An 18,954-nucleotide genomic window follows, 5' to 3' on the forward strand; every position below is an offset into this window, starting at 1 on the left:
CTTGGCCTCCGACTCGGGGGGCGACCCGCCGGGACCGGCACCGGGCGGGCGGCCGGGAGCGGGCGGCGGACCGCGCCGGAGCGGCCGACGGCGGCCCGCACCGGCCGCGGCAGGCGGCGGGGCACGAACTCCTCGGCGCGGTCCAGCACGTCGAGCAGCCCGCTCAGGGTCAGGTCGTCCGCCACCCGCGACGAGCGGGGCGTGAGAGCCCGGTCGATCGCCATGACGTCCTCCTGCAGGTAGTCGCCGCGACTGGGGAAGGTGCCGCGGACAAGGAGAAAGGTAGGGACGGCGGGCTCCCCGGACGGCGTTCCGAGACCGGTCCTGGAGGGCGCGTGACCGAACCGTTGTGCAGGCCTCCCACGGGGGTGGGTGACCCGTCCCCCGCAGCGCTGCCTTGTCGACTTGCGGCGCCGCCCGAGCGTGGAATATGCAGGTCAGGGCGCCGGTCACCCCGGGACACGCCCCGCCGCGCCCGCGTGTCGGGGCCGCGCCGCCGCCGCGCCGGTCGGCTTGCCGCGCCCGGGGACCCTGCTCAGACTCGTCCGGTGAGCGACCCCACCACCACCACGGCGGAGGACACCCGGCTGCGGCGGGCCGTCGGCGGGCGGCTGCTGTACCTGTTCATCCTCGGCGACGTCCTGGGGGCCGGCGTCTACGCGCTCGTGGGGGAGGTCGCCGCCGAGGTGGGCGGGGCGGTGTGGGTGCCCCTGGCGCTCGCGCTGCTCCTCGCGCTGCTCACGGCCGCCTCGTACGCGGAGCTGGTCACGAAGTACCCGCGGGCCGGCGGCTCGGCGGTGTTCGCCGAGCGGGCGTTCCGCCGACCGGTCATCGCGTTTCTGGTCGGGTTCTGCATGCTGGCCGCCGGCGTGACCAGCGCCGCGGGCCTGGCGCTGGCCTTCGCCGGGGACTACCTCGGGGTCTTCCTCGACGTGCCCGCCACCCCGGCGGCACTGGTCTTCCTCGGACTGGTCGCGCTGCTCAACGCGCGCGGCATCCAGGAGTCGCTGCGCGCCAACATGGTGATGACGCTGGTCGAGGCCTCCGGGCTGGTGCTCGTCGTCGTCCTCGGTGCCGTCGTCCTGGGCCGGGGCGACGGCGACCTGGGCCGCACGGTGGACTTCCCGGCCGGCGTCCCGGCGACCTCGGCCGTGCTGGCCGCGGCCCTGCTGGCCTACTACTCCTTCGTCGGGTTCGAGACCTCGGCCAACATCGCCGAGGAGGTGCGCGACGTGCGGCGGGTGTACCCGCGGGCGCTGTTCGGCGCGCTGCTCACCGCCGGCCTGGTGTACGTGCTGGTGGGCCTGGCCGCCGCGGTGGTGCTGCCGCCGGAGGAGCTGGCCGGCTCCAGCGGTCCGCTGCTGGAGGTGGTCCGGGCCGCCGACGTGGGCATCCCCGACCGGCTGTTCAGCGTCGTCGCGCTGGTGGCGGTGGCCAACGGGGCGCTGCTCACCATGATCATGGCCAGCCGGCTGGCGTTCGGGATGGCCGAGCAGGGCCTGCTGCCCAGCGCCCTGGGGCGGGTCCTCCCCCGCCGCCGCACGCCGTGGGCCGCCATCGCGGTGACGACGGCGGCGGCGATGGTGCTGACCCTCACCGGCACCCTCGCCGCGCTGGCGAACACCGTCGTCCTGCTGCTCCTGCTGGTCTTCCTCAGCACGAACACCGCGGTGCTCGTGCTGCGCCGCGACCGCGTGGCGGCCGACCACTTCCGGGCTCCGCTGGTGCTCCCGGTCCTCGCCATCGGCTCGTGCCTGCTGCTGCTGTGGCAGCAGGAGGCGGGCACCTGGCTGCGGGCGGGGGTCCTGCTGGCCGTCGGCGTCGTCCTGCACCTGGTCACCGGGGCGGCCCGCCGGCGGCGGGAGGGAGCGGCCGCCGGCTGAAGCCTCTGGTGGGATGGGGCGGTGGCCGCGACCCCCCTGGTGATCGACACCGACCCCGGCATCGACGACGCGGTGGCGATCCTGCTCGCCCTCGCCAGCCCCGAGGTGGACCTTCGCCTGGTCACCACGGTGCACGGCAACGTCGACCTGGCGCGGACGACGGAGAACGCCCTGCGGGTCCTGCACCTGGGCGGGCGCTCGGACGTCCCGGTGGCGGCCGGCGCGCGCGACTCGCTGGTGTACCGCCAGCCGGAGCGGGCCGGCCACGTGCACGGCGCGGCCGGCCTGGGCGGGGTCGAGCTGCCGCCGTCCCCGGCCACGCCCGATCCGCGCCCGGCGGTGGTCGCGCTGGCCGACCTGCTCATGACGTCGGAGGTCCCGGTCACGGTGGCCGCCATCGGGCCCTGGACGAACATCGCCCTGCTGCTGGCCACCTACCCCGAGGCGGCGGAGCGGATCGGCCGGCTGGTGCTGATGGGGGGCTCGGCCGGCCGGGGCGGCAACGTGACCGCGGCCGCCGAGTTCAACGTCTGGGCCGATCCCGAGGCCGCGGCGCGGGTGCTGGGCTCGGACGTGCCCACCGTGCTGGTCGGCCTCGACGTCACCCTGCCCACCGTGCTCGGTGCCGAGGGGATCGCGCGCTTCGCGGCGGCCGGCCCGGTGGGGGCGACGACCGCGGCGGTCCTGCAGCAGTACCTCGACCACGCGCGGACGGCGTACGGGACGGCGGGCGTGGTGGTCCACGACGCCCTGGCCCTCACCGAGGCGATCGTCCCCGGCACGCTCGGCACGGTGCGCCGCGACGTCGTCGTCGACACCACGCGGGGCGCCGGCCGCGGCCAGACGCTGGTGGACCGGCGGACCGTGTCGGGGGCGCCGACCGCGGTCGAGGTCGCCGAGACCGTGGACAGCGCGGCGGCGGTGGAGTTCCTGGTCAGCCGACTGGAGTCGCTGGCCCGCTCGCTCCGGTAGCCCGGGCATCGGCGGCGGGCTGCGTGGACGCGACGATGCCCGCGGCGATCTCGCGCAGCTTGCGGTTGTAGCGCTGGGACGCCTCGCGGAGGACCTCGAAGGCCTGCTCGGCGTCCAGGTGGCGCTGGGCCATGAGCACGCCCTTGGCCTGCTCGATGACCGCCCGCGACTCCATCGCCAGCCGCAGGTTCCGCGCCTGCTCGCCCAGCCGGTGGTGCGCGTCGGCGTTGGCCACCGCGACCGCCACCGCGTCGGCGACCGCGGTCGCCGCCTCCAGCGACTGCGGTGTGGCGAAGGCCGCCGGGCGGGTGGAGTAGATGTTGAGGGCCCCGATCGACGTCCCCTGGTACGGCAGCGGCATGGACAGCGAGCTGCGGACGCCGACCCCGGTCACCCGCGCCGTGTAGTCGGGCCACCGTTGCTCGGTGGTCGTGTCGTCGATGCGGAGGACGACCCCGGCGCGGCCGGCGTCCATGCAGGGGCCGTAGCCGCGCTCGTACTGGAGCTCGTCGGCGGCCAGGGCCATCTCGCCGGTGTGCGCGGCGGTGAAGGCCTTGTCGCCGCGGACGAGCGTGATCGACGTGGACTCCGCGCCCGGGATGGCACGGGCGGCGAGGTCGGTGACCTCGGTCAGGACGGCGTCCAGCTCTCGGTCGACGAGGACGACCTGGCTCAGCTCCCGCCACACCTGCTCCACGGAGGCCAGTGTGCCTGCCGAGGCAACCCGCCGGGACCTCGCGGGCGAGTCCGCGGCACCCGCCGCTGCGGCCCGGTCCGGTTTCGGTCAGGATGGAGCCCGTCGACGAGGCCGGCTGACCGGCGGAGGGGGTGGCGATGGGCCAGGAGCCGTGGCCGCAGACACCGGTGCCCTCCGTCCCGGGCGACGTGTGGCACTGGCAGCTGGAGGCGATGCACGTCGTCTCCCGCGTGCGGTCGGACCTGCGGGCCCGGATCGGGCACCCGTCGGTCTGCTCCGCCTCGACCGACGACGCCCGCGACGGGTTGCTCCTGGTCTTCGAGGAGCTGGCGTCCAACGCGTTGCGGCACGGCGGCGGAGCGGTGCGGGCCCTGGTGGTGGCCGGCACCGACGGCTGGCTGCTCGACCTCAGCGACGAGGCCCCCGACCGGCCGCCGGTCCCCGCCGTCGACCGGGACCCCGCGCTGGGCGGCATGGGCCTGCACCTGGTGGCCCAGCTGTCCATCGAGTACGGCTGGGAGGGCCGGCCCGGGCGCAAGCACGTCTGGGCCCGGATCCCCAACGGCCGCACCCCGCTCGAGGTCGCCCAGGACGTCGTGCCGGAGCCACGAGCCCCCGAGGTCCCCCGCCAGGACTGAGAGAGGACCCCCTCCTCCCCACCGCTCGCCAGCTCGCGGCGGGCCCCTGCAGGGGCCGTGCTCAGCGGGCCGCGCGCGCCACGGCCGCGGCGAAGCGCGCGGCGTCCTCCCGCACCTCGACCATCGGGGCGAGCAGCTCCTCCCCCGCCACGACGTCCACGGCGGCCAGCAGCCGCTGCTCGGCCCGGCGCGCCCTCCGGCGGGCGCGCAGGCCCACGAACGGCCGCGCGACCAGCGCGAGCAGGGCACCGGCCAGCAGGCCGGCGACGAGCAGCAGCGTGGGCAGCGGCAGCCCCTCCACGCGGGGCAGCGGCACGACCTCGTCGAGCTGGAACAACCCGAGCACGACCAGCGCCAGCAGCCACAGCGCGCCGGCCAGGGCGACCAGCAGCAGCAGCCACTGCAGCCCGCCGACGCCCCGCTGCCACAGCGGCGTCCGCTGCGGCCCGAGGTCGGTGCCGGCCACGGCCTGGTCGAGCCGGTCGGCCAGCCGCTCCTCGGAGACGTCCACGGTGCGCCGCAGGTCGTCCCGCCACGCCGTCGGCAGGCCCGCACCCGCGGCGTCCCGGGCCTGCCGGACCGCGTGGGTGACCGCGGCCCGCTGCGCCGCCCCGGCGGCCGGCAGCGAGGTCCGCGACCCGGCGTCGCCGAGGTGCAGCCGGTCGAGCGGGTCCGCCCGCAGCCTCCGGGTCCAGCGCACCACCGGCCAGCCGGTGGCCGCCGTTCCGCTGCGGCGCACCGACCGCTCGACGGCGGAGGTGACGGCCGGGACACCGGCGGCCTCGGCCAGGGCGCCGGTGAGCTGCTCGCGGTCCTGCCGGCCGACCCCGGAGCCGTCCCGGGACCCCGGCGGGTCGTCGGCGGCGTGGGCGGCCAGCGCGCCGGCGGCGGACCGCACGTCCGCGGTGAGCCGGTCGGTCGCCGCGCGACGGGCCGAGACCCGCTTCGCGAGGTCGGCGCGCAGCTCGCCGAGGCCGGCGCCGGTGCGCGCGGAGACGGCCAGCAGCGGCGTGTCGGCCAGGCCCTCCCGGTCGAGCAGGGCGCGCAGGTCGGCGAGGCAGGCGCGGGCGGCCTGGGGATCGAGCCGGTCCACCTGGTTGAGGACGACGAGCAGCACCCCGGCGTGCCCCGCCAGCGGCACCAGGTACCGGTCGTGGACCGCGGCATCGGCGTACTTCTCCGGGTCCAGGACCCACACCAGCACGTCGACCAGCTGCACCAGCCGGTCGACCTCCAGCCGGTGCTCGAGCCGGACGCTGTCGTGGTCGGGGAGGTCCAGGAGCACCAGCCCGTCCAGCGCGGGCTCGGGGGCGTGCCGGTGCCGGCGCGGGACCTCCAGCCAGTCGAGCAGCCGGTCGGTCGGGTGGTCGGCCGGGTCCTCGCTCCCCCAGACGGTGGCGTGCGCGACGCCGGTGGTCGGCCGGCGCACGCCCGGGGTGCTCACCTCGCTGCCCGACAACGCGTTGAACAGGGTGGACTTGCCGCTGCCCGTGGCGCCGGCCAGCGCGACGACGGTGGCGTCGCCCAGGGCCTCCCGCGCCCCGGCCTTGGCCAGCAGCGCGCGGGCGCGGACCACCTCCGGCACGTCGAGGTGGCCCTCCGCCACCTCCACGGCCTCGCGCAGTGCTGCCAGCCGGTCGGCCAGCGGCGGTCGACCCCTCATGCGCCGGTCCGGGCGGCGGTGAGGGCGGCGGCGGCCGACCGCAGCCGGTCCGCGTCGTCCGGCTGCGGGCCGGCGTCGTCCACCAGGGCGTCGAACCGGCCCTGCTCGTAGCGCAGCAGCGTGTCGGCGCGGGCCTGGAGGTCCTCGCGGGCGTCGGCGGCCAGCTGGCGGACGGCGGCGTCGCCGAACACCGCCTCCAGCAGCCGCTGCCCGATGGCGGTGGTGCCGCCGGCGACCGCGACCTCGCCGCCGGTCAGCCCGCCGGTCTGCGCGAAGACGGCGACCATGACCACCGCGCCGGCCCCGTTGACCCCCCAGGACAGCACCCGGGCGCGGGTGCGCTTGCCGGCGCCCTCCTCGCGCACCAGGTCCAGGACGAACCCCTGCCAGTCCCGGACCTGGGCGCCGGCCGCCTCGGGGAAGTCCGGCGAGACCCGCTCGAGGTCCTCGTCGGCGACCGCCAGCAGGGCCGGCCCGCCCGGCAGCGCCCGCCACGCGGTCACCGTCCGCTCGGCGGCGCGGTCGGCCTCGGCGCGCAACAGGGTCTCCACGCTGGACTCCAGGGCGCCGGTGAGGTCGTCGGCCGGGGACGGGCGGCCGGTGAGCGCGGCGGTGACCCGGTCCCGCAACCGGCCGATCGAGCTCTGCAGCGAGCGCATCCACTCCCCCGTGCCCACGAACTCCTGCCATCGGGCCAGCACCTCGCCACGCAGCAGGCTGCCGCTGCGCACGCCCTCGTCGATGCCGTCGTAGGCGGCGGCGTAGGCCGCCGCGGCGGCCTCGCGCAGCGCCGCGGCGGCCCGGGACTGCTCCTCGACGGCGGCCGCGACCCCGGCCACGCGCTCCTCCAGGCTGGCCAGCGCGCCGGTGAGGGTCTGCCGGACGACGGCGGCGCGCTGCTCCTGGTCGGCGGCCAGCGTGTGCAGCCACTGCCGCAGCGGGGCGACCTGGTCCTCCGGCAGCAGGCCGCCGGCCAGCGGGCGCTCCTCCACGACGAACAGCCGCGCCCCGGAGAGCCCGGCGCGCTGCAGCATCCCGGCGAGGTCGTCGGCGACCTCCCGCACCGCCTCCGGCGGCACCCGGTCGAGCACGACGGCCAGCGCGGTCCCCCGCTCCTGCGCCGTGCGCAGCAGGTCCCACGGGACGGCGTCGGCGTACCGGGACGCGGTGGTGACGAAGACCCACAGGTCGGCGGCGGCCAGCAGCTGGGCGGCCAGGTCGCGGTTGGACTCGACCACCGAGTCGACGTCCGGCGCGTCGAGCAGCGCCAGCCCCGGCGGGACGTCGTCCCGCGGCACCAGCTGCAGCGTCCCGGGGCCGCCGGCCGCGCCGGTGACCCGGGCCAGGCCGGGCAGCACGCGGTCGCCGGCGAACGCCGCCTGGTCGGCGCGGGCGCACACCAGCACGGGGGACCGGGTGGTCGGGCGCAGCACGCCGGCGGTGGTGACCGGCGTCCCGATCAGGCTGTTGACCAGGGTGGACTTCCCCGCGCCGGTCGAGCCGCCGACCACGGTGAGCAGCGGGGCGTCCAGGTCACGCAGCCGCGGCAGCAGGTAGTCGTCGACCTGTTCGACCACTCCGCGGGCGGCCCGCCGGGCCGGCTCGCTGCCCGGCGTGGCCAGGCCGAGGGGCGCCGCGGCGACCTCGTCGCGCAGTGCGGCCAGGGCCTCGGGCAGGCGGGCGGGCAGGGTCACGCCCCGGGGACTGCCCCGCGGTCGCCGTCCTCAGTCCTCGGTGCGTCCGGCACGTTCCTCGCGCAGCGCCTGGAAGACGCGGCGGCGCAGCCGGTCCTGCTCGTTCTCGGGCAGGTCGACGAAGTGCAGGGACAGCTGCCAGCGCGAGCCCCGGGTCTGCTGGCGGACGACCTCGGCGGCGCAGGTAAGCGCGCCGTCCTCGACCTGCAGGACCACCGCGAGCCGGGTGCCGGCCAGGGGCGGGTTGCCGTAGGCCTCGACGACGACGCGGGTGCCGGCCTCGCTGAGGTCCAGGCTCTGCGCCTCGAGGTCGGCGCCGTTGACCCGGAGCGTGACCGGCCGGGCGACGCGCGCGCGGACCGCCTCCCGTCGCTGGGTCTCCTCGGCGGGGCCGGCGACGGTGAGGTGCCAGCGGGGGGCGATGCCGCGCTCCACCGTGCTGACGTCGGCGGGCAGTGCCCAGCCGGCGGCCCCCTCGCGCCAGAACACCTGCACCCGGTCACCGACCCGGACCACCTGCTGGTCGACGAACTCGCCACTCGAGGGCCGGACGACGATCGCCGTGTCCCCGGAGCGCTCCACCCGGGTGCTGACGGAGACGCGACTGCCCGCGGCCGTCACCTCGGCCTCCGCGTCCACCTCCGGGCGGACGACTCCCGTCACGGCGCTCATGGTCCCCCGTTCCGCCTTCTGACGACGGGAACCCGCCGACGTCGCGCTGAGAGGAACGGTAACCGGGGTTGCACCGGCCAACCGTCCCGAGGCAGGGACCCACCCCCTGCGGGGGAGGACGGGGTCCTCGATCAGGCGCCGTCCACTGGCCTGACTCCGCGCCGCGGTCCGCTCCTCGCTCGCTGGCGCTCGCTGCGATGCTCCCGCGCCTGTCGTCAAGCGCTGTCACGGACCGGGGCGTCCCCGTGCACGTGCCGGGCGCAGTGCGCGCAGCAGTAGAAGTGCCCGTCGACGACGACCCCGTGGCCGATGACCTTGCAGCCGCAGTGCTCGCACACCGGCGCCATCCGGTGGATGGCGCACTCGAAGCTGTCGAAGGTGTGCCGCGCCCCCTGCGCCACCACCTCGAACGCCATCTCGTAGTCGTTGCCGCAGACCTCGCAGACCGCCATGGCCCCTCCTCCGTCGGTGGCCGCTCTCCTTCCCCGGCCGGGGGCCTCGAACACCGCTCCCCCGAGGGCGCTGCGAGACTCCCGCGGTGAGCAGCCCCCCGCCCTGGCCGGCCGTCGACCCGGGTCGGGTCCAGGTGGTGCACCTGGACGCCGCGGCGTTCCGCGCCCTGGCCGCCGGTGACCTCGCCGGGGCGAACGCCGCCAGCCCGGTGCCGCTGACGGCGGCCTTCGTGGACCCCGGGTGGCGCGGCGTCTGGCGGATGCGCCGCGACCAGGTCGAGGCCGACCCCGCCAGCGCCGCGTGGGTGACCGGCGTCATCTGGGACCGCGCCCGGCAGCTCGCCGTCGGGCGCGCCGGGTACCACGGCCCGCCGGACGCCGACGGCAGGCTGGAGGTGGGCTACGCCGTCGACCCGGCCCACCGGCGGCAGGGGTACGCGCGGGCGGCCCTCGCCCTCCTGCTCGCGCGGGCCGCCGCCGAGCCGGGGGTGCGCACCGTGCGGCTGTCGATCAGCCCGGCCAACACGGTGTCGGCGCACCTGGCGGCCCGGTTCGGCTTCGCCGTGGTCGGGGAGCAGGTGGACGAGGAGGACGGCCCGGAGCTGATCTGGGAGCGCGCCGTCCCCGACGGCGGGTCGTGACCGCCGGGTCCGGTGCCGCCGGGTTCAGTGGCGCGGCCGGAAGCTGCGGCGGATCCGGCGCCAGCGGTTGGGTGTCCGCTCGGCGTCGAGCAGCTCGGTGTCGGCCAGCGTGCGGTCCACCGGCCCCAGGTCGGGCAGGGGCAGGGGCACGAGGGATCGGCCCACCGGGCGGCGCAGCTGCTCCACGGCCGCCAGCAGCGACCCGTCGCACGCGGCGACCGACTCGGCGACCGCCTCCGGTGGCACGCCCAGGTGCTCGCCGAGCAACCGGTCGCGCAGCCCGGTGATCGTCGCGGCCAGCTCGTCGCGCCGCGGGTCGTCGCCGCGGGCCTCGACGGAGAGGTCGCACTCGGTGTCCAGGCCCATCGACCGGTTGTTCAGGTTGGCCGAGCCGATCCGCAGCAGCCGGTCGTCGACGACCAGCACCTTGGCGTGCACGTAGATGGGGCGCCGTCCCACCGTGACCGGCACGTAGAGCCGGAACCGGCCGTGGACGTCGGCGTCCTCGACCATGGCCAGCAGCTTGGCGCGGGCCGGGCCCATCGCCGTCTCGTCCAGCCACCCGTAGGCGCTCTCCGGGTTGATCACGACGAACTCCGGCCCGTCGTCCTCGCGCAGCCGCTCGGCGATCGCCTCGGCGATGCGGCGGTTGGCGAAGTACTGGCTCTCGATGTAGACGCTGCGCCGCGCGCCGGCGATCGCCGCGAGCCACAGCAGCTCGATCTCGTGCACCAACTCGGCCCCGCCGTGCTCCGGGCGGGTGCGGGAGATGGCCACGTCGACGTCGGTCAGCAGCGGCTCCACCTCGGGCGGCCAGCAGGCCTCCACGGCGGGGACCGGCTCCAGACTCCGCCCGGTCCCGCTCTCCCAGCGCTCCCGGGCGAGGTCACCCAGGGCACGGGCGGCGGGGCCGGACACGAGGCTGGTGACATCGTGCCAGGGCCCGGTGGGCCGGTGCGTGGAGGGACGGCGGCGCAGCGGCTGCCGGTCGAGGTGCTCGGGGGTGTCCCAGCGATCGGCGGTGACGTCGATGCCGCCGGCGAAGGCCAGGCAGTCGTCGATGACCACGATCTTCTGGTGGTGCGCGCCGCCGATGGGGTGGTGGGTGTCCACCGTCAGGGTCAGCCGGTCCGGCGTGCGCCGGTTGAGCAGCACGATCGGCGCCAGGCCGCGGCCGAGCGCGAAGACCATGCCGTAGTCCCACTGCAGGACGCCGATCTCCAGCTGCGGGTTGGCCGCGACCGCGTCCTCCAGGACCCGCCCCAGCTTGTCGGCGCGGCGACCGCCCGAGCGGCGCCGTCCCGACCGGCGCGGGTCCAGTCGGATCCGCGGGTCGAAGTCCCACCCGATGAACAACACCCGCCGCTGCGCCCGCAGCACCGCGCCCTTCAGGACGGCGAAGTAGTCCGCGGCGTCCACGAACACCGCGTGCCGGTCGGCGCGCTCGATCCGCCAGCACGTCTCACCGGGGACCAGCAGCTCCTCGGTCGCGACCGGTCCCGACCCCTCCTCGTACACCCCGTCAGCCGTTGCGGCGGAGGAAGCCCGACACGAAGTCGCGCAGGTTGCGGGTGGGCCGCAGCCAGGCGCCGTCCGGCGGCAGGGCGTCCAGGCGGACCCGGTCCAGCGGCTCGACGAACGCGCCGGGCACGTCCTCGATGTCGATGAACTCGATCAGGTCCGAACTGATCGCGTAGCCGGCGACCTCGCTGAACGCGACGACGACCACCTGGGTGCCGGTGCGGGCCAGCGCCTCCAGCGGCTCGGCGAAGTTGCGCCCGTCGCCGGAGAACACGACCAGCCGGCGCAGCCGGTGGCTGTGCTGCCGCACCGCGATGTGGTCGAGCATGTCCTGGTCGATGTCGTCGTCGGGCTGGGTCTTGGGCCGGGCGAAGACGGCGAACCCGAAGCTGCGCAGCGCCTCCACCCAGCGCTGCAGCGAGCCGACGACCGGCGGGATGTTGGCGAAGACGCAGGCCTCCACGTCGGGCGCGTCCGGCGCTCCCGGGTCGCCGGCGCCCTCGACGAACCAGGCGGCGATCGCGTCGAAGCGCGGCCGGGACGCGGCCGTGGGGCGGGCGCCGATCACCGTCGACAGCGTCATGTCGATGTTCGGCGCGTCCCAGATGAGCAGGTCCAGCGCCGGGCGGGGGCGGCCGTCGAGGGCGCCGGTGTCGGGCGCCGGCTCGGCGGCGAGGTCCAGGTCCGTCACGGGGGCAGTCTGCCCGGTCGCTCCCCGTGGCGGGGACGGCACGTCCACCGGGCGCGGCGGGCCGGCGGGCGCGGTGGCCCGGCGGCCGACCCGCCGGCGCAGTCGCGCGGCCGGTCCCGACGCCGTGAGCAAGGCGCTCAGCGGGCCTGACCCTGCAGGGCCAGCGCGCACGAGTCGCCCCCGGCGGCCCGGACCCGCGAGGCCCATCGGGTCACGTCCGCGGCGGGCATGGGGTGGGCGAGGAGGTAGCCCTGGGCGAAGTCGCAGCCGGCCTCGCGCACCATCTGCAGGTGCTCGGCGGTCTCGACGCCCTCGGCCACCGACCGGATGCCGAGGGTCCGCGCCAGCGAGACGATCGCGGCGAGCACCGCGCCCGTGCCGCCCGCCGCCAGCCGCGCCGCGGCGGTCAGCAGCGACCGGTCGATCTTCAGCGTCCCGATCGGCAGCGCGAGCAGTTGGGCGAGGGAGGACCAGCCGGTGCCGAAGTCGTCGATGGCCACCCGGACGCCGAAGCTGCGCAGCACCGCGAGCTGGTCCTCGGCGCGGGTGGGGTCCTCGGCGACCGACGTCTCGGTCAGCTCGAGCACCAGGTTCTCCGCGGGCAGGCCGGAGTCGTGCAGGGCCAGCCGGACGTCGTGCACCAGCGTCTCGGCCGAGAAGTGCCGGGCGCTGATGTTGACCGACATGCGCAGCGGCAGCCCCTGGGCCGCCCACTCGGCCGCCTGCCGGGTGGTCTCGCCCAGGAGCCAGCGGGTGATCGGGATGAGCTGACCGGTCTCCTCGGCCACGGACAGGAACGCGTCGGGGGAGAGCAGGCCGCGCTCCGGGTGCTGCCAGCGCAGCAGCGCCTCCACGCCCTCCACCTCGCCGGTGTCCACGCGCACCAGGGGCTGGTAGTGGACGACGAACTCGTCGACCGCGCCGTCCCGCAGGCGGTTGGCGACCTCCAGCCGCCACCGCGCGGCGTCGCGCAGCCCCGGCGAGAACAGGTGGATGCGGTCCCGCCCGGCGCCCTTGGCGGCGTAGGCCGCGGCGTCGGCGTCGCTGAGCAGCTGGTGGGCCTGCCGGACGCCGGGCTGCGCCGCGGCCACCCCGATGCTGGCCGACAGCGGCACGGAGATGCCCTCGGCGAGGAAGGGCCGGGTGAAGGAGGTCTGCAGCCGGAAGGCCAGGGCGGCGGCCTCGGAGATGTCGCATCCCCGGGCGAGCACGAGGAACTGGTCGCCGCCCAGCCGGCCGACGGCGTCGTCCGGGCGCAGCTGGTCCCTCAGCCGGGCCCCCACCTGACGCAGCAGCTCGTCGCCGACGTCGTGGCCCAGGGAGTCGTTGACGGTCTTGAAGCCGTCGAGGTCGAGGAAGAGCAGCGCGGCCCGGGCCTCGTCGCCGGCCAGGGCGTCGCCGATCAGCTCGAGCAGGCAGGCGCGGTTGGGCAGCCCGGTGAGGTCGTCGTGGGTGGCCTGCCAGGCGAGGGCCTCCTGGTCGAGGACCCGCTCGGTGATGTCGGTGTGGGTGATGACCACCTGGCCCGAGGCCTCCACCCGGGCGGCCTGGATGCGGAACCAGGCGCGGTCCCGGTTGAGCGGGTGCTGGTAGTCGTGGGCGAAGACGCGGTCGGCGGCGTCCGACCCCCCGGCCATCAGCTCGGCCAGGCCGGCCGTGATCGCCTTGCGGTCGTCGGAGCCCATGCCCTGACTCATGACCTCGAGATAGTCGTCGCCGACCCGGCCGGCCCGGTGGCCCGCCCGGCTCACGACCTCGCCCGCCGCGGTCCACCGGCGGTTCACCGACACGATCCGGCCGCCGCCGTCGATGAGGACCGTGGCCGGCGGCAGCGCCTCGATGACGGCGGTCAGCTGCGTGAGCTCCTGCGCCCGCTGGGCCTGGACGCGGTGCCACTCGTCGACGTCGCGCAGGAAGACCGTGAGCCCGCGGTTGGCGGGGAACACGCGGGCCTCGTACCAGCGGCCGGACGGCGGGTAGAAGAACTCGACGGTGCGCGGCCGGCCGTCAGCCATCGCCGTCCGGTAGTGCTCCTCGAGCACCGAACCGCGGACCTCGGGGAAGCACTCGAGGGCCTTGCGGCCGACCAGCTCGTCGGCGACCCGCCCCATCAGCTCGCCGGCGGCGCGGTTCACGTAGGAGAAGCGCCCCTTGGCGTCGATGCGGTACACCGCGTCCGGCATCGCGGACAACGGGTCGGCGACGGCCGAGCGCCCACTCGCGACGTGTTGGTGCACGCTGCCCGCTTTCTCTTCCCCCTGCGGAACGCGTCGGCCCCCGTCCGGGGCTCGCACCGCCTGACCGTCCTCATCGACCGCCCGGGCGCACGACGCACCACCGAGGGTAACCACACCGTTGGGATTCAGACAGATGGGACGGCGGTTCGATCCAGGATGGCCGCGACCGGCGCGTCGCCGGGCAGCGTGCCGAACACCGCGCCCCCGTCCCCGCCCAGGCGGGAGGCGCAGAAGGTGTCGGCGACCGCGGCGGGCGCGAACCGGACGAGCAGCGAGCCCTGGAGGCAGAGGGCGAGCAGGCCGGCGGCGCGGCGGGCTCGCAGGGGCAGCGCGTCGGGGTCGGCGAGCTCGGCGGCCAGCCGGCCGACGGCGGCGTCCAGGCGGCGGTCGGCGCCGCGCGCGAGGTCGATCTCGGCGCGGACGGCGGCCAGGGCGTCCGAGGAGCGCCCCATCGCGCGCAGCACGTCGAGGGCGATGACGTTGCCGGAGCCCTCCCAGATGGAGTTGAGCGGGGCCTGGCGGTAGAGCCGGGGCAGCCCGGACTCCTCGACGTAGCCGTTGCCGCCGAGCACCTCCAGCGCCTCGGCGACCGCGGCCGGGGTGCGCTTGCAGATCCAGAACTTGGCCGCGGCCCCGGCCAGGCGGAGGAAGTCGGACTCCGCCGCGTCGACGGCCGCCGCCAGCCGGATGGCCAGCGCGGTGGCCGCCTCGCTCTCCACCGCGAGGTCGGCGAGGACGTTCTGCATGAGCGGCTGGTCGGCCAGCAGCGCCCCGAACGCGCGCCGGTGCCGGGCGTGGTGGACGGCCTGGGTGAGCGCGGCGCGCACGGTCGCCGCCGAGCCCAGTACGCAGTCCAGCCGGGTGGTGTTGACCATCTCGATGATCGTGCGGACCCCGCGGCCCGGTTCCCCCACCCGCCAGGCCGTCGTCCCCTCGAACTCCACCTCGCTGGAGGCGTTGGAGCGGTCGCCGAGCTTGTCCTTGAGCCGCTGCAGGCGGAAGACGTTGCGGGTGCCGTCGGGCAGGACGCGGGGGACGAGGAAGCAGGTGAGGCCCTCGTCCAGCTGGGCGAGCACGAGGAACAGGTCGCTCATGGGGGCGCTGGTGAACCACTTGTGCCCGGTCAGGGCGTACGTCCCGTCCGCGTCCGGGACGGCGCGGGTCGTGTTGGCCCGCACGTCGGAGCCGCCCTGCTTCTCGGTCATCCCCATCCCGGCGACCAGGCCGCGCTTGCCCGCCGGGTCGGTCAGGCCGAACTCGTAGCCGGTGGCGGTGAGCCCGGGCTCGTAGCGGGCGGCCAGTTCGGGGGCGGCCCGCAGCGCGGGGACGGCGGCGTAGGTCATGGTCACCGGGCAGCCGTGGCCCATCTCGACCTGGGTCCAGCCGAGGTAGCCGACGGCGCGGCGGACGTGCGCGTGCGGCTCGTCCGACGCCCACGGCGCGCCGGCCAGGCCGTGCTCGACGGCGGTGCTCATGAGCTCGTGCCAGGCGGGGTGGAACTCGACCTCGTCGACCCGGTGGCCGTAGCGGTCGTGGGTCCGCAGGCGCGGCGGGTTCTCGTTGGCCAGCCGGCCCCACTCCTGCGCCTGCTCGCTGCCGGCCAGGGCGCCCAGGGCCTTGAGGGACTCCAGCGTGGCGTCGTCCGCGTGCCGGAGGCAGGCCTCGGCGAGGGCGGCGTCCCCGGCGACGGGGTCGTGCCCGACCAGCGGCGGGACCTGGTTGGTGACCTCGTGCGTGGTGCCCATGCGCGGCACGGTAGTGGCGGGGCGGACCGGCGGGGGCAGCCTCCGTTGCCCCCTGGTGGCCGCCGCGGAGTTGCGGTTCCGTCTGGCGACCCGGACGGTCGGCGGCTTACCGTCGACCCGATGGCCGGGCACGGCACGGGCGCCGACGGCCGGCAGGCGAGCCGCCGCTGGTCGTGGCCCCGCCGCGCGCTCACCGCGGCCGGCTTCGGAGTGGCCGCGTACGCCGCACTCGTGACGGGCGCCGGTGCGGCAGGTGCCGACGACGGTGCGGAGCCCGGGGGGCCCGGATCGGTGCTGGGCGAGGTCGCCGACGTCGCGGCGGACGCGGTCGACGCCGCAGAGGAGTCGCTCGACCCACCCGGCCCGGGATCGCTCCCGCCTGCCCCCGCCGACCTGCCGGAGCCCGCCGGCCCACCGGAGCCGGCCGACTCACCGGAGCCCGTCGCCGGCCCCGCGGAGGTGCCGTCGCCCGGGCCGCCGGCCGACACCGAGCCCGCCGTCGACGCCGGCGGTCCTCCGGACCGCCGCCCACCGGCTGCCGAGCGCCCGGAGTCCGCACCGGACCGCGACACCACTCCTCCGGACCGCGACACCCCTCCTCCGGGCCGCGACACCCCTCCTCCGGACCGCGACACCCCTCCTCCGGGCCGCCCGGCCGACGCCGGCCCGCTGCCCGGGGCCGGCCCGCTGCCCCTCCCCGTGCCTGAACCGGTCGTCGGGCCGGTGGCGGAGGTCCTCGACCGGGTTCCGGAGGTCGTCCGTCCTGCTCTCGAGCCCGTGGGCGAGGTCGCGGAGGACGTGCCCGCCCCCGTGGCCGAGGTCGTCGACGCGCCATCGCCGCCCGTGCCGCCCGTGCCCGAGGTGGTCGACCGGGTTCCCGAGCCGGCTGCTCCCGTCGTCGAGGTGCTCGAGCCGGTGACCGGCGCACTGGATCCCCTGCCGCCGGTCCCGGTCCCCGTGGTCGAGGTGGTCCGGCCGGTGGTCGACATCGTGACGCCGGCGCCCCCGTCCGGGCTCGATCCCGTGGTGGAACCGACCGTCCCGGTCCTCGGACCGGTGGTGGACCCCGTCGCCCCGGTCCTCCCGCCGATCCTCGAACCGGTCCTCCCTGTCCTCCCGGACCTCGCGCTGCCGCCGGTCCTCCCGGACCTCGGGCCCGTGATCGACCCGGTCCGCCCGGACCTCCCGCGGCCGATCCTCGAACCGGTCCTCCCAGACCTCCCGCTGCCGCCGGTCCTCCCGGACCTCCGGCCGGTGATCGACCCCGTCGCCTCGGTCCTCCCGCCGGTCCCGGTCCTCCCGGACCTCCCGCTGCCGCCGGTCCTCCCGGACCTCCGGCCGGTGATCGACCCCGTCGCCCCGGTCCTCCCGCCGGTCCCGGTCCTCCCGGACCTCCCGCTGCCGCCGGTCCTCCCGGACCTCCGGCCGGTGATCGACCCCGTGGCCCCGGTCCTCCCGTCGATCCCGGTCCTCCCGCTGCCGCCGCTTGTTCCGGATCTCGGGCCCGTGATCGACCCGGTCCTCCCGGTCCTCCCGGTTCTCCCGGTCCTCCCGCCGGTCCCGGTCCTCCCGGACCTCCCGCTGCCGCCGGTCCTCCCGGTTCTGACGCCCGTGGTCGACCCCATCGCCCCGGTGCTGCCGCCGATCCTCGAACCGGCCGCCCCGATCCTCACGCCCGTGGTCGAGCCTGCGGTGGAGCCCGCCGTCCAACCGATCACCCCGGTGCTCGAGCCCGCTGCCGAGAGCGTCGCCCTTGTGGACCCGGCCGCCGTCCAGACGCTCCCGCCGGTGACGGAGGCGACCGCACCGGCCCTGGTTCCGGGTGCGCCGGCGCCCGCACCCGCCGTCGACGCCGTGGTGACGGCGCGCGTGCTCGGCCCCGTCGACGAGCTGGCCCTCGGTACCGCGCCGGCCGCCCACGCGAACACCCGCGCCCCCGGCGGTGAGCCGGCTTCTGGCGCCACCACGCCGGCCGGTGCGAGCGCGCCGGCCCCGCTGACCGCACCCGCGGCGCCGATCGCCCCGTGGGGGCCGGTCGGCTCGTCGTCCGCCCCCGTGGTGCCGTGCTCGGCGTCCGGGTCGGGCGCAGGCTCCCCGGCCGTGGCGCCACTCGCCACGCTTCCGCCCTCGCCGGACCACCCGGCGTCGACGGGCTCGGTCTCGACCACAGCGGTCGGGACCCTCGCGGAGGGCGCGCGTCCCGAGCCCTCCTTCGCGCCCGACTGACGGGCGCCTCCCGCGGAGGTCCGGCCGCCGACGTCGCAGCACGTCGACCGCCGCACTCCGCATCCCGGCTCGCGTCCGGCCGGTGACCTGCCCGGACGCGGTGACCTGACGTCACCTGTCCCGGCACAGGGGCGGCGGCCCGACGAGGGGCGGGCCGCCGCCCGGGGCGTGAGGAATCGGGGGTGGGAGAACGGACCGGCGACAACGCCTCCGGTACTCCCCGCCTCACGCCCACCGGCTCGACGGCGGTGGCGGCGCCGATCTCCGGCGCCGCCCCGCTGTCGGGTCGCACACGCAGCTCTGCACACCTGAGTCGACCGCGAGCGGCCCCGTGACCCCGGGTCGGCGCGGATCGCGCCGATGGAACGGCCGGTGGGGTGGCCGCGGCTCGTCCTCGACGGGCCGCGGTCACCCGCCCCCGTCGCCGTTCCACGTGGAACCGGCGTCGACGCACGACGGCACGACAGCACGCCGGCCCACGCCAGCGGCTGGCGTCAGGCCGCGGCCAGGCGTTCGGGTGAGAGGAGGATCTCGGTGCCGTCGGGTCGCCAGGTGCGCCATCGTCCGTCGGATGCTCGGTGGACCCGGAAGCCGTGATGGACCTCGGTGTGGTGCCGCTCGCAGAGCAGCGCGGAGTTCTCCAGCGAGGTCTGGCCGCCGTTGATCCACTCCAGCCGGTGGTGCACGTCGCAGAAGTGGGTCGGCGCGGTGCAGCCGGTGAACACGCAGCCGCGGTCGCGGTGCTCGACCGCCTTGCGCAGGTGCGGCGGGACGACGCGGGCGGTGCGCCCGAGGTCCAGTGGCAGTCCCTCGGGGTTGAGCACGATCCGGGTGACGGTGGCGTCGCAGGCGATCCACCGCGCCCGCGCCGCGGAGATCGTCGCGCCGAACCCCAACTCCGCTGAACCCGGTCCGGTCGCCGGGTCGGCCAGGTCTTCGAGCGGGATGGTGACCGCCACGTGCGGCTTGACGGTGCGCAGCACCGGCAGCGTCCCGGACGCGAGGGCCAGGTCGCACAGCTGCACCAGCGCATCGCCCAGGGTCTGGGCGCGGGTGCGCAGGTCCCCGGCGCAGCGGCCCGCCGCGGCGATGGACTCCAGCGCCGCCTGGAACTTCTCCCCGCCGACGGCGTCGAGCTCGACGCGGGCGGTGATGCTGCCGTCGGAGTGGCGGGCGATCGACACCGACCGGCCCTCGGTGGGATCCGGTTCGGTGCCGTCGG

The 18,954-nt window shown here is 76.7% G+C and carries 15 protein-coding genes and 1 pseudogene; 5 read left to right on the forward strand and 11 right to left on the reverse strand.

Annotation, left to right across the window (positions count from 1 at the left end; all coding sequences use genetic code 11):
* A pseudogene (locus PGN05_RS23675) lies at positions 1-224 on the reverse strand (hypothetical protein); the annotation flags it as partial.
* Between the two features lie 324 nt (positions 225-548).
* Here PGN05_RS23675 and PGN05_RS23680 point away from each other — a divergent pair.
* The gene (locus tag PGN05_RS23680; protein WP_419755034.1) at positions 549-1,883 is read left to right on the forward strand and encodes an APC family permease; all 1,335 of its coding nucleotides are present in this window, start codon (positions 549-551) and stop codon (positions 1,881-1,883) included.
* A 21-nt stretch (positions 1,884-1,904) separates the two neighbouring features.
* Positions 1,905-2,855: a nucleoside hydrolase gene (locus PGN05_RS23685; RefSeq protein WP_419755035.1), complete on the forward strand. Its 951-nt coding sequence runs from the start codon at positions 1,905-1,907 to the stop codon at positions 2,853-2,855.
* Here PGN05_RS23685 and PGN05_RS23690 read toward each other — a convergent pair.
* Complete coding sequence (locus PGN05_RS23690; RefSeq protein WP_419755036.1) at positions 2,818-3,552, reverse strand: GAF and ANTAR domain-containing protein; 735 nt, start codon at positions 3,550-3,552, stop codon at positions 2,818-2,820. The genes PGN05_RS23685 and PGN05_RS23690 overlap by 38 nt on opposite strands.
* A 137-nt stretch (positions 3,553-3,689) precedes the next feature.
* Between PGN05_RS23690 and PGN05_RS23695 the strand changes: the two genes are divergently transcribed.
* Positions 3,690-4,190, forward strand: coding sequence for an ATP-binding protein (locus tag PGN05_RS23695; RefSeq protein WP_419755037.1), 501 nt, complete (start codon positions 3,690-3,692; stop codon positions 4,188-4,190).
* A 61-nt stretch (positions 4,191-4,251) separates the two neighbouring features.
* On the opposite strand, the gene PGN05_RS23700 is transcribed toward PGN05_RS23695, so the two are convergent.
* From PGN05_RS23700 to PGN05_RS23715, 4 genes are all read right to left on the reverse strand, one after another.
* Entirely contained in the window at positions 4,252-5,853 is a 1,602-nt protein-coding gene (locus PGN05_RS23700; RefSeq protein ID WP_419755038.1) for a GTPase, read from the reverse strand.
* Entirely contained in the window at positions 5,850-7,547 is a 1,698-nt protein-coding gene (locus tag PGN05_RS23705) for an ABC transporter (RefSeq protein WP_419755039.1), read from the reverse strand. The genes PGN05_RS23700 and PGN05_RS23705 overlap by 4 nt, the downstream gene beginning before the upstream one ends.
* A 30-nt stretch (positions 7,548-7,577) precedes the next feature.
* Positions 7,578-8,210, reverse strand: coding sequence for a flagellar brake protein (locus tag PGN05_RS23710; protein WP_419755040.1), 633 nt, complete (start codon positions 8,208-8,210; stop codon positions 7,578-7,580).
* Positions 8,211-8,434: 224 nt separating this feature from the next.
* Positions 8,435-8,671, reverse strand: coding sequence for a hypothetical protein (locus tag PGN05_RS23715; RefSeq protein WP_419755041.1), 237 nt, complete (start codon positions 8,669-8,671; stop codon positions 8,435-8,437).
* Positions 8,672-8,757: 86 nt separating this feature from the next.
* Here PGN05_RS23715 and PGN05_RS23720 point away from each other — a divergent pair, with 86 nt between their 5' ends.
* On the forward strand, positions 8,758-9,312 hold the full coding sequence (locus tag PGN05_RS23720) for a GNAT family N-acetyltransferase (RefSeq protein ID WP_419755042.1): 555 nt from the start codon (positions 8,758-8,760) through the stop codon (positions 9,310-9,312).
* Between the two features lie 24 nt (positions 9,313-9,336).
* Here the strand turns inward: PGN05_RS23720 and PGN05_RS23725 are convergent, their stop codons facing one another.
* From PGN05_RS23725 to PGN05_RS23740, 4 genes are all read right to left on the reverse strand, one after another.
* Positions 9,337-10,830, reverse strand: coding sequence for a phospholipase D-like domain-containing protein (locus tag PGN05_RS23725; protein ID WP_419755043.1), 1,494 nt, complete (start codon positions 10,828-10,830; stop codon positions 9,337-9,339).
* Between the two features lie 4 nt (positions 10,831-10,834).
* Positions 10,835-11,524, reverse strand: a complete 690-nt coding sequence (locus PGN05_RS23730; RefSeq protein WP_419755044.1) for an NYN domain-containing protein — start codon at positions 11,522-11,524, stop codon at positions 10,835-10,837.
* Positions 11,525-11,661: 137 nt separating this feature from the next.
* The gene (locus PGN05_RS23735; RefSeq protein ID WP_419755045.1) at positions 11,662-13,707 is read right to left on the reverse strand and encodes a putative bifunctional diguanylate cyclase/phosphodiesterase; all 2,046 of its coding nucleotides are present in this window, start codon (positions 13,705-13,707) and stop codon (positions 11,662-11,664) included.
* A gap of 179 nt (positions 13,708-13,886) precedes the next feature.
* Entirely contained in the window at positions 13,887-15,506 is a 1,620-nt protein-coding gene (locus PGN05_RS23740; RefSeq protein WP_419755046.1) for an acyl-CoA dehydrogenase family protein, read from the reverse strand.
* Positions 15,507-15,626: 120 nt separating this feature from the next.
* Here PGN05_RS23740 and PGN05_RS23745 point away from each other — a divergent pair, with 120 nt between their 5' ends.
* Positions 15,627-17,732 carry a hypothetical protein gene (locus tag PGN05_RS23745; protein ID WP_419755047.1) on the forward strand — a complete coding sequence of 702 codons (2,106 nt, stop codon included), beginning with the start codon at positions 15,627-15,629 and terminating at the stop codon, positions 17,730-17,732.
* A 494-nt stretch (positions 17,733-18,226) separates the two neighbouring features.
* Here PGN05_RS23745 and PGN05_RS23750 read toward each other — a convergent pair.
* Positions 18,227-18,954, reverse strand: a 728-nt coding sequence (locus PGN05_RS23750; protein ID WP_419755048.1) for a DUF222 domain-containing protein, incomplete at its 5' end; no start/stop codon positions are given.

The organism is Geodermatophilus sp. CPCC 206100 (assembly GCF_048569675.1).
Lineage (GTDB): Bacteria > Actinomycetota > Actinomycetes > Mycobacteriales > Geodermatophilaceae > Geodermatophilus.

Coding starts and splice junctions, on each gene's coding strand:
- PGN05_RS23735 (WP_419755045.1), bottom strand. CDS start 13,707: ATGCCGGACGCGGTGTACCGCATCGACGCCAAGGGGCGCTTCTCCTAC.
- PGN05_RS23715 (WP_419755041.1), bottom strand. CDS start 8,671: ATGGCGGTCTGCGAGGTCTGCGGCAACGACTACGAGATGGCGTTCGAG.
- PGN05_RS23695 (WP_419755037.1), top strand. CDS start 3,690: ATGGGCCAGGAGCCGTGGCCGCAGACACCGGTGCCCTCCGTCCCGGGC.
- PGN05_RS23700 (WP_419755038.1), bottom strand. CDS start 5,853: ATGAGGGGTCGACCGCCGCTGGCCGACCGGCTGGCAGCACTGCGCGAG.
- PGN05_RS23740 (WP_419755046.1), bottom strand. CDS start 15,506: ATGGGCACCACGCACGAGGTCACCAACCAGGTCCCGCCGCTGGTCGGG.
- PGN05_RS23745 (WP_419755047.1), top strand. CDS start 15,627: ATGGCCGGGCACGGCACGGGCGCCGACGGCCGGCAGGCGAGCCGCCGC.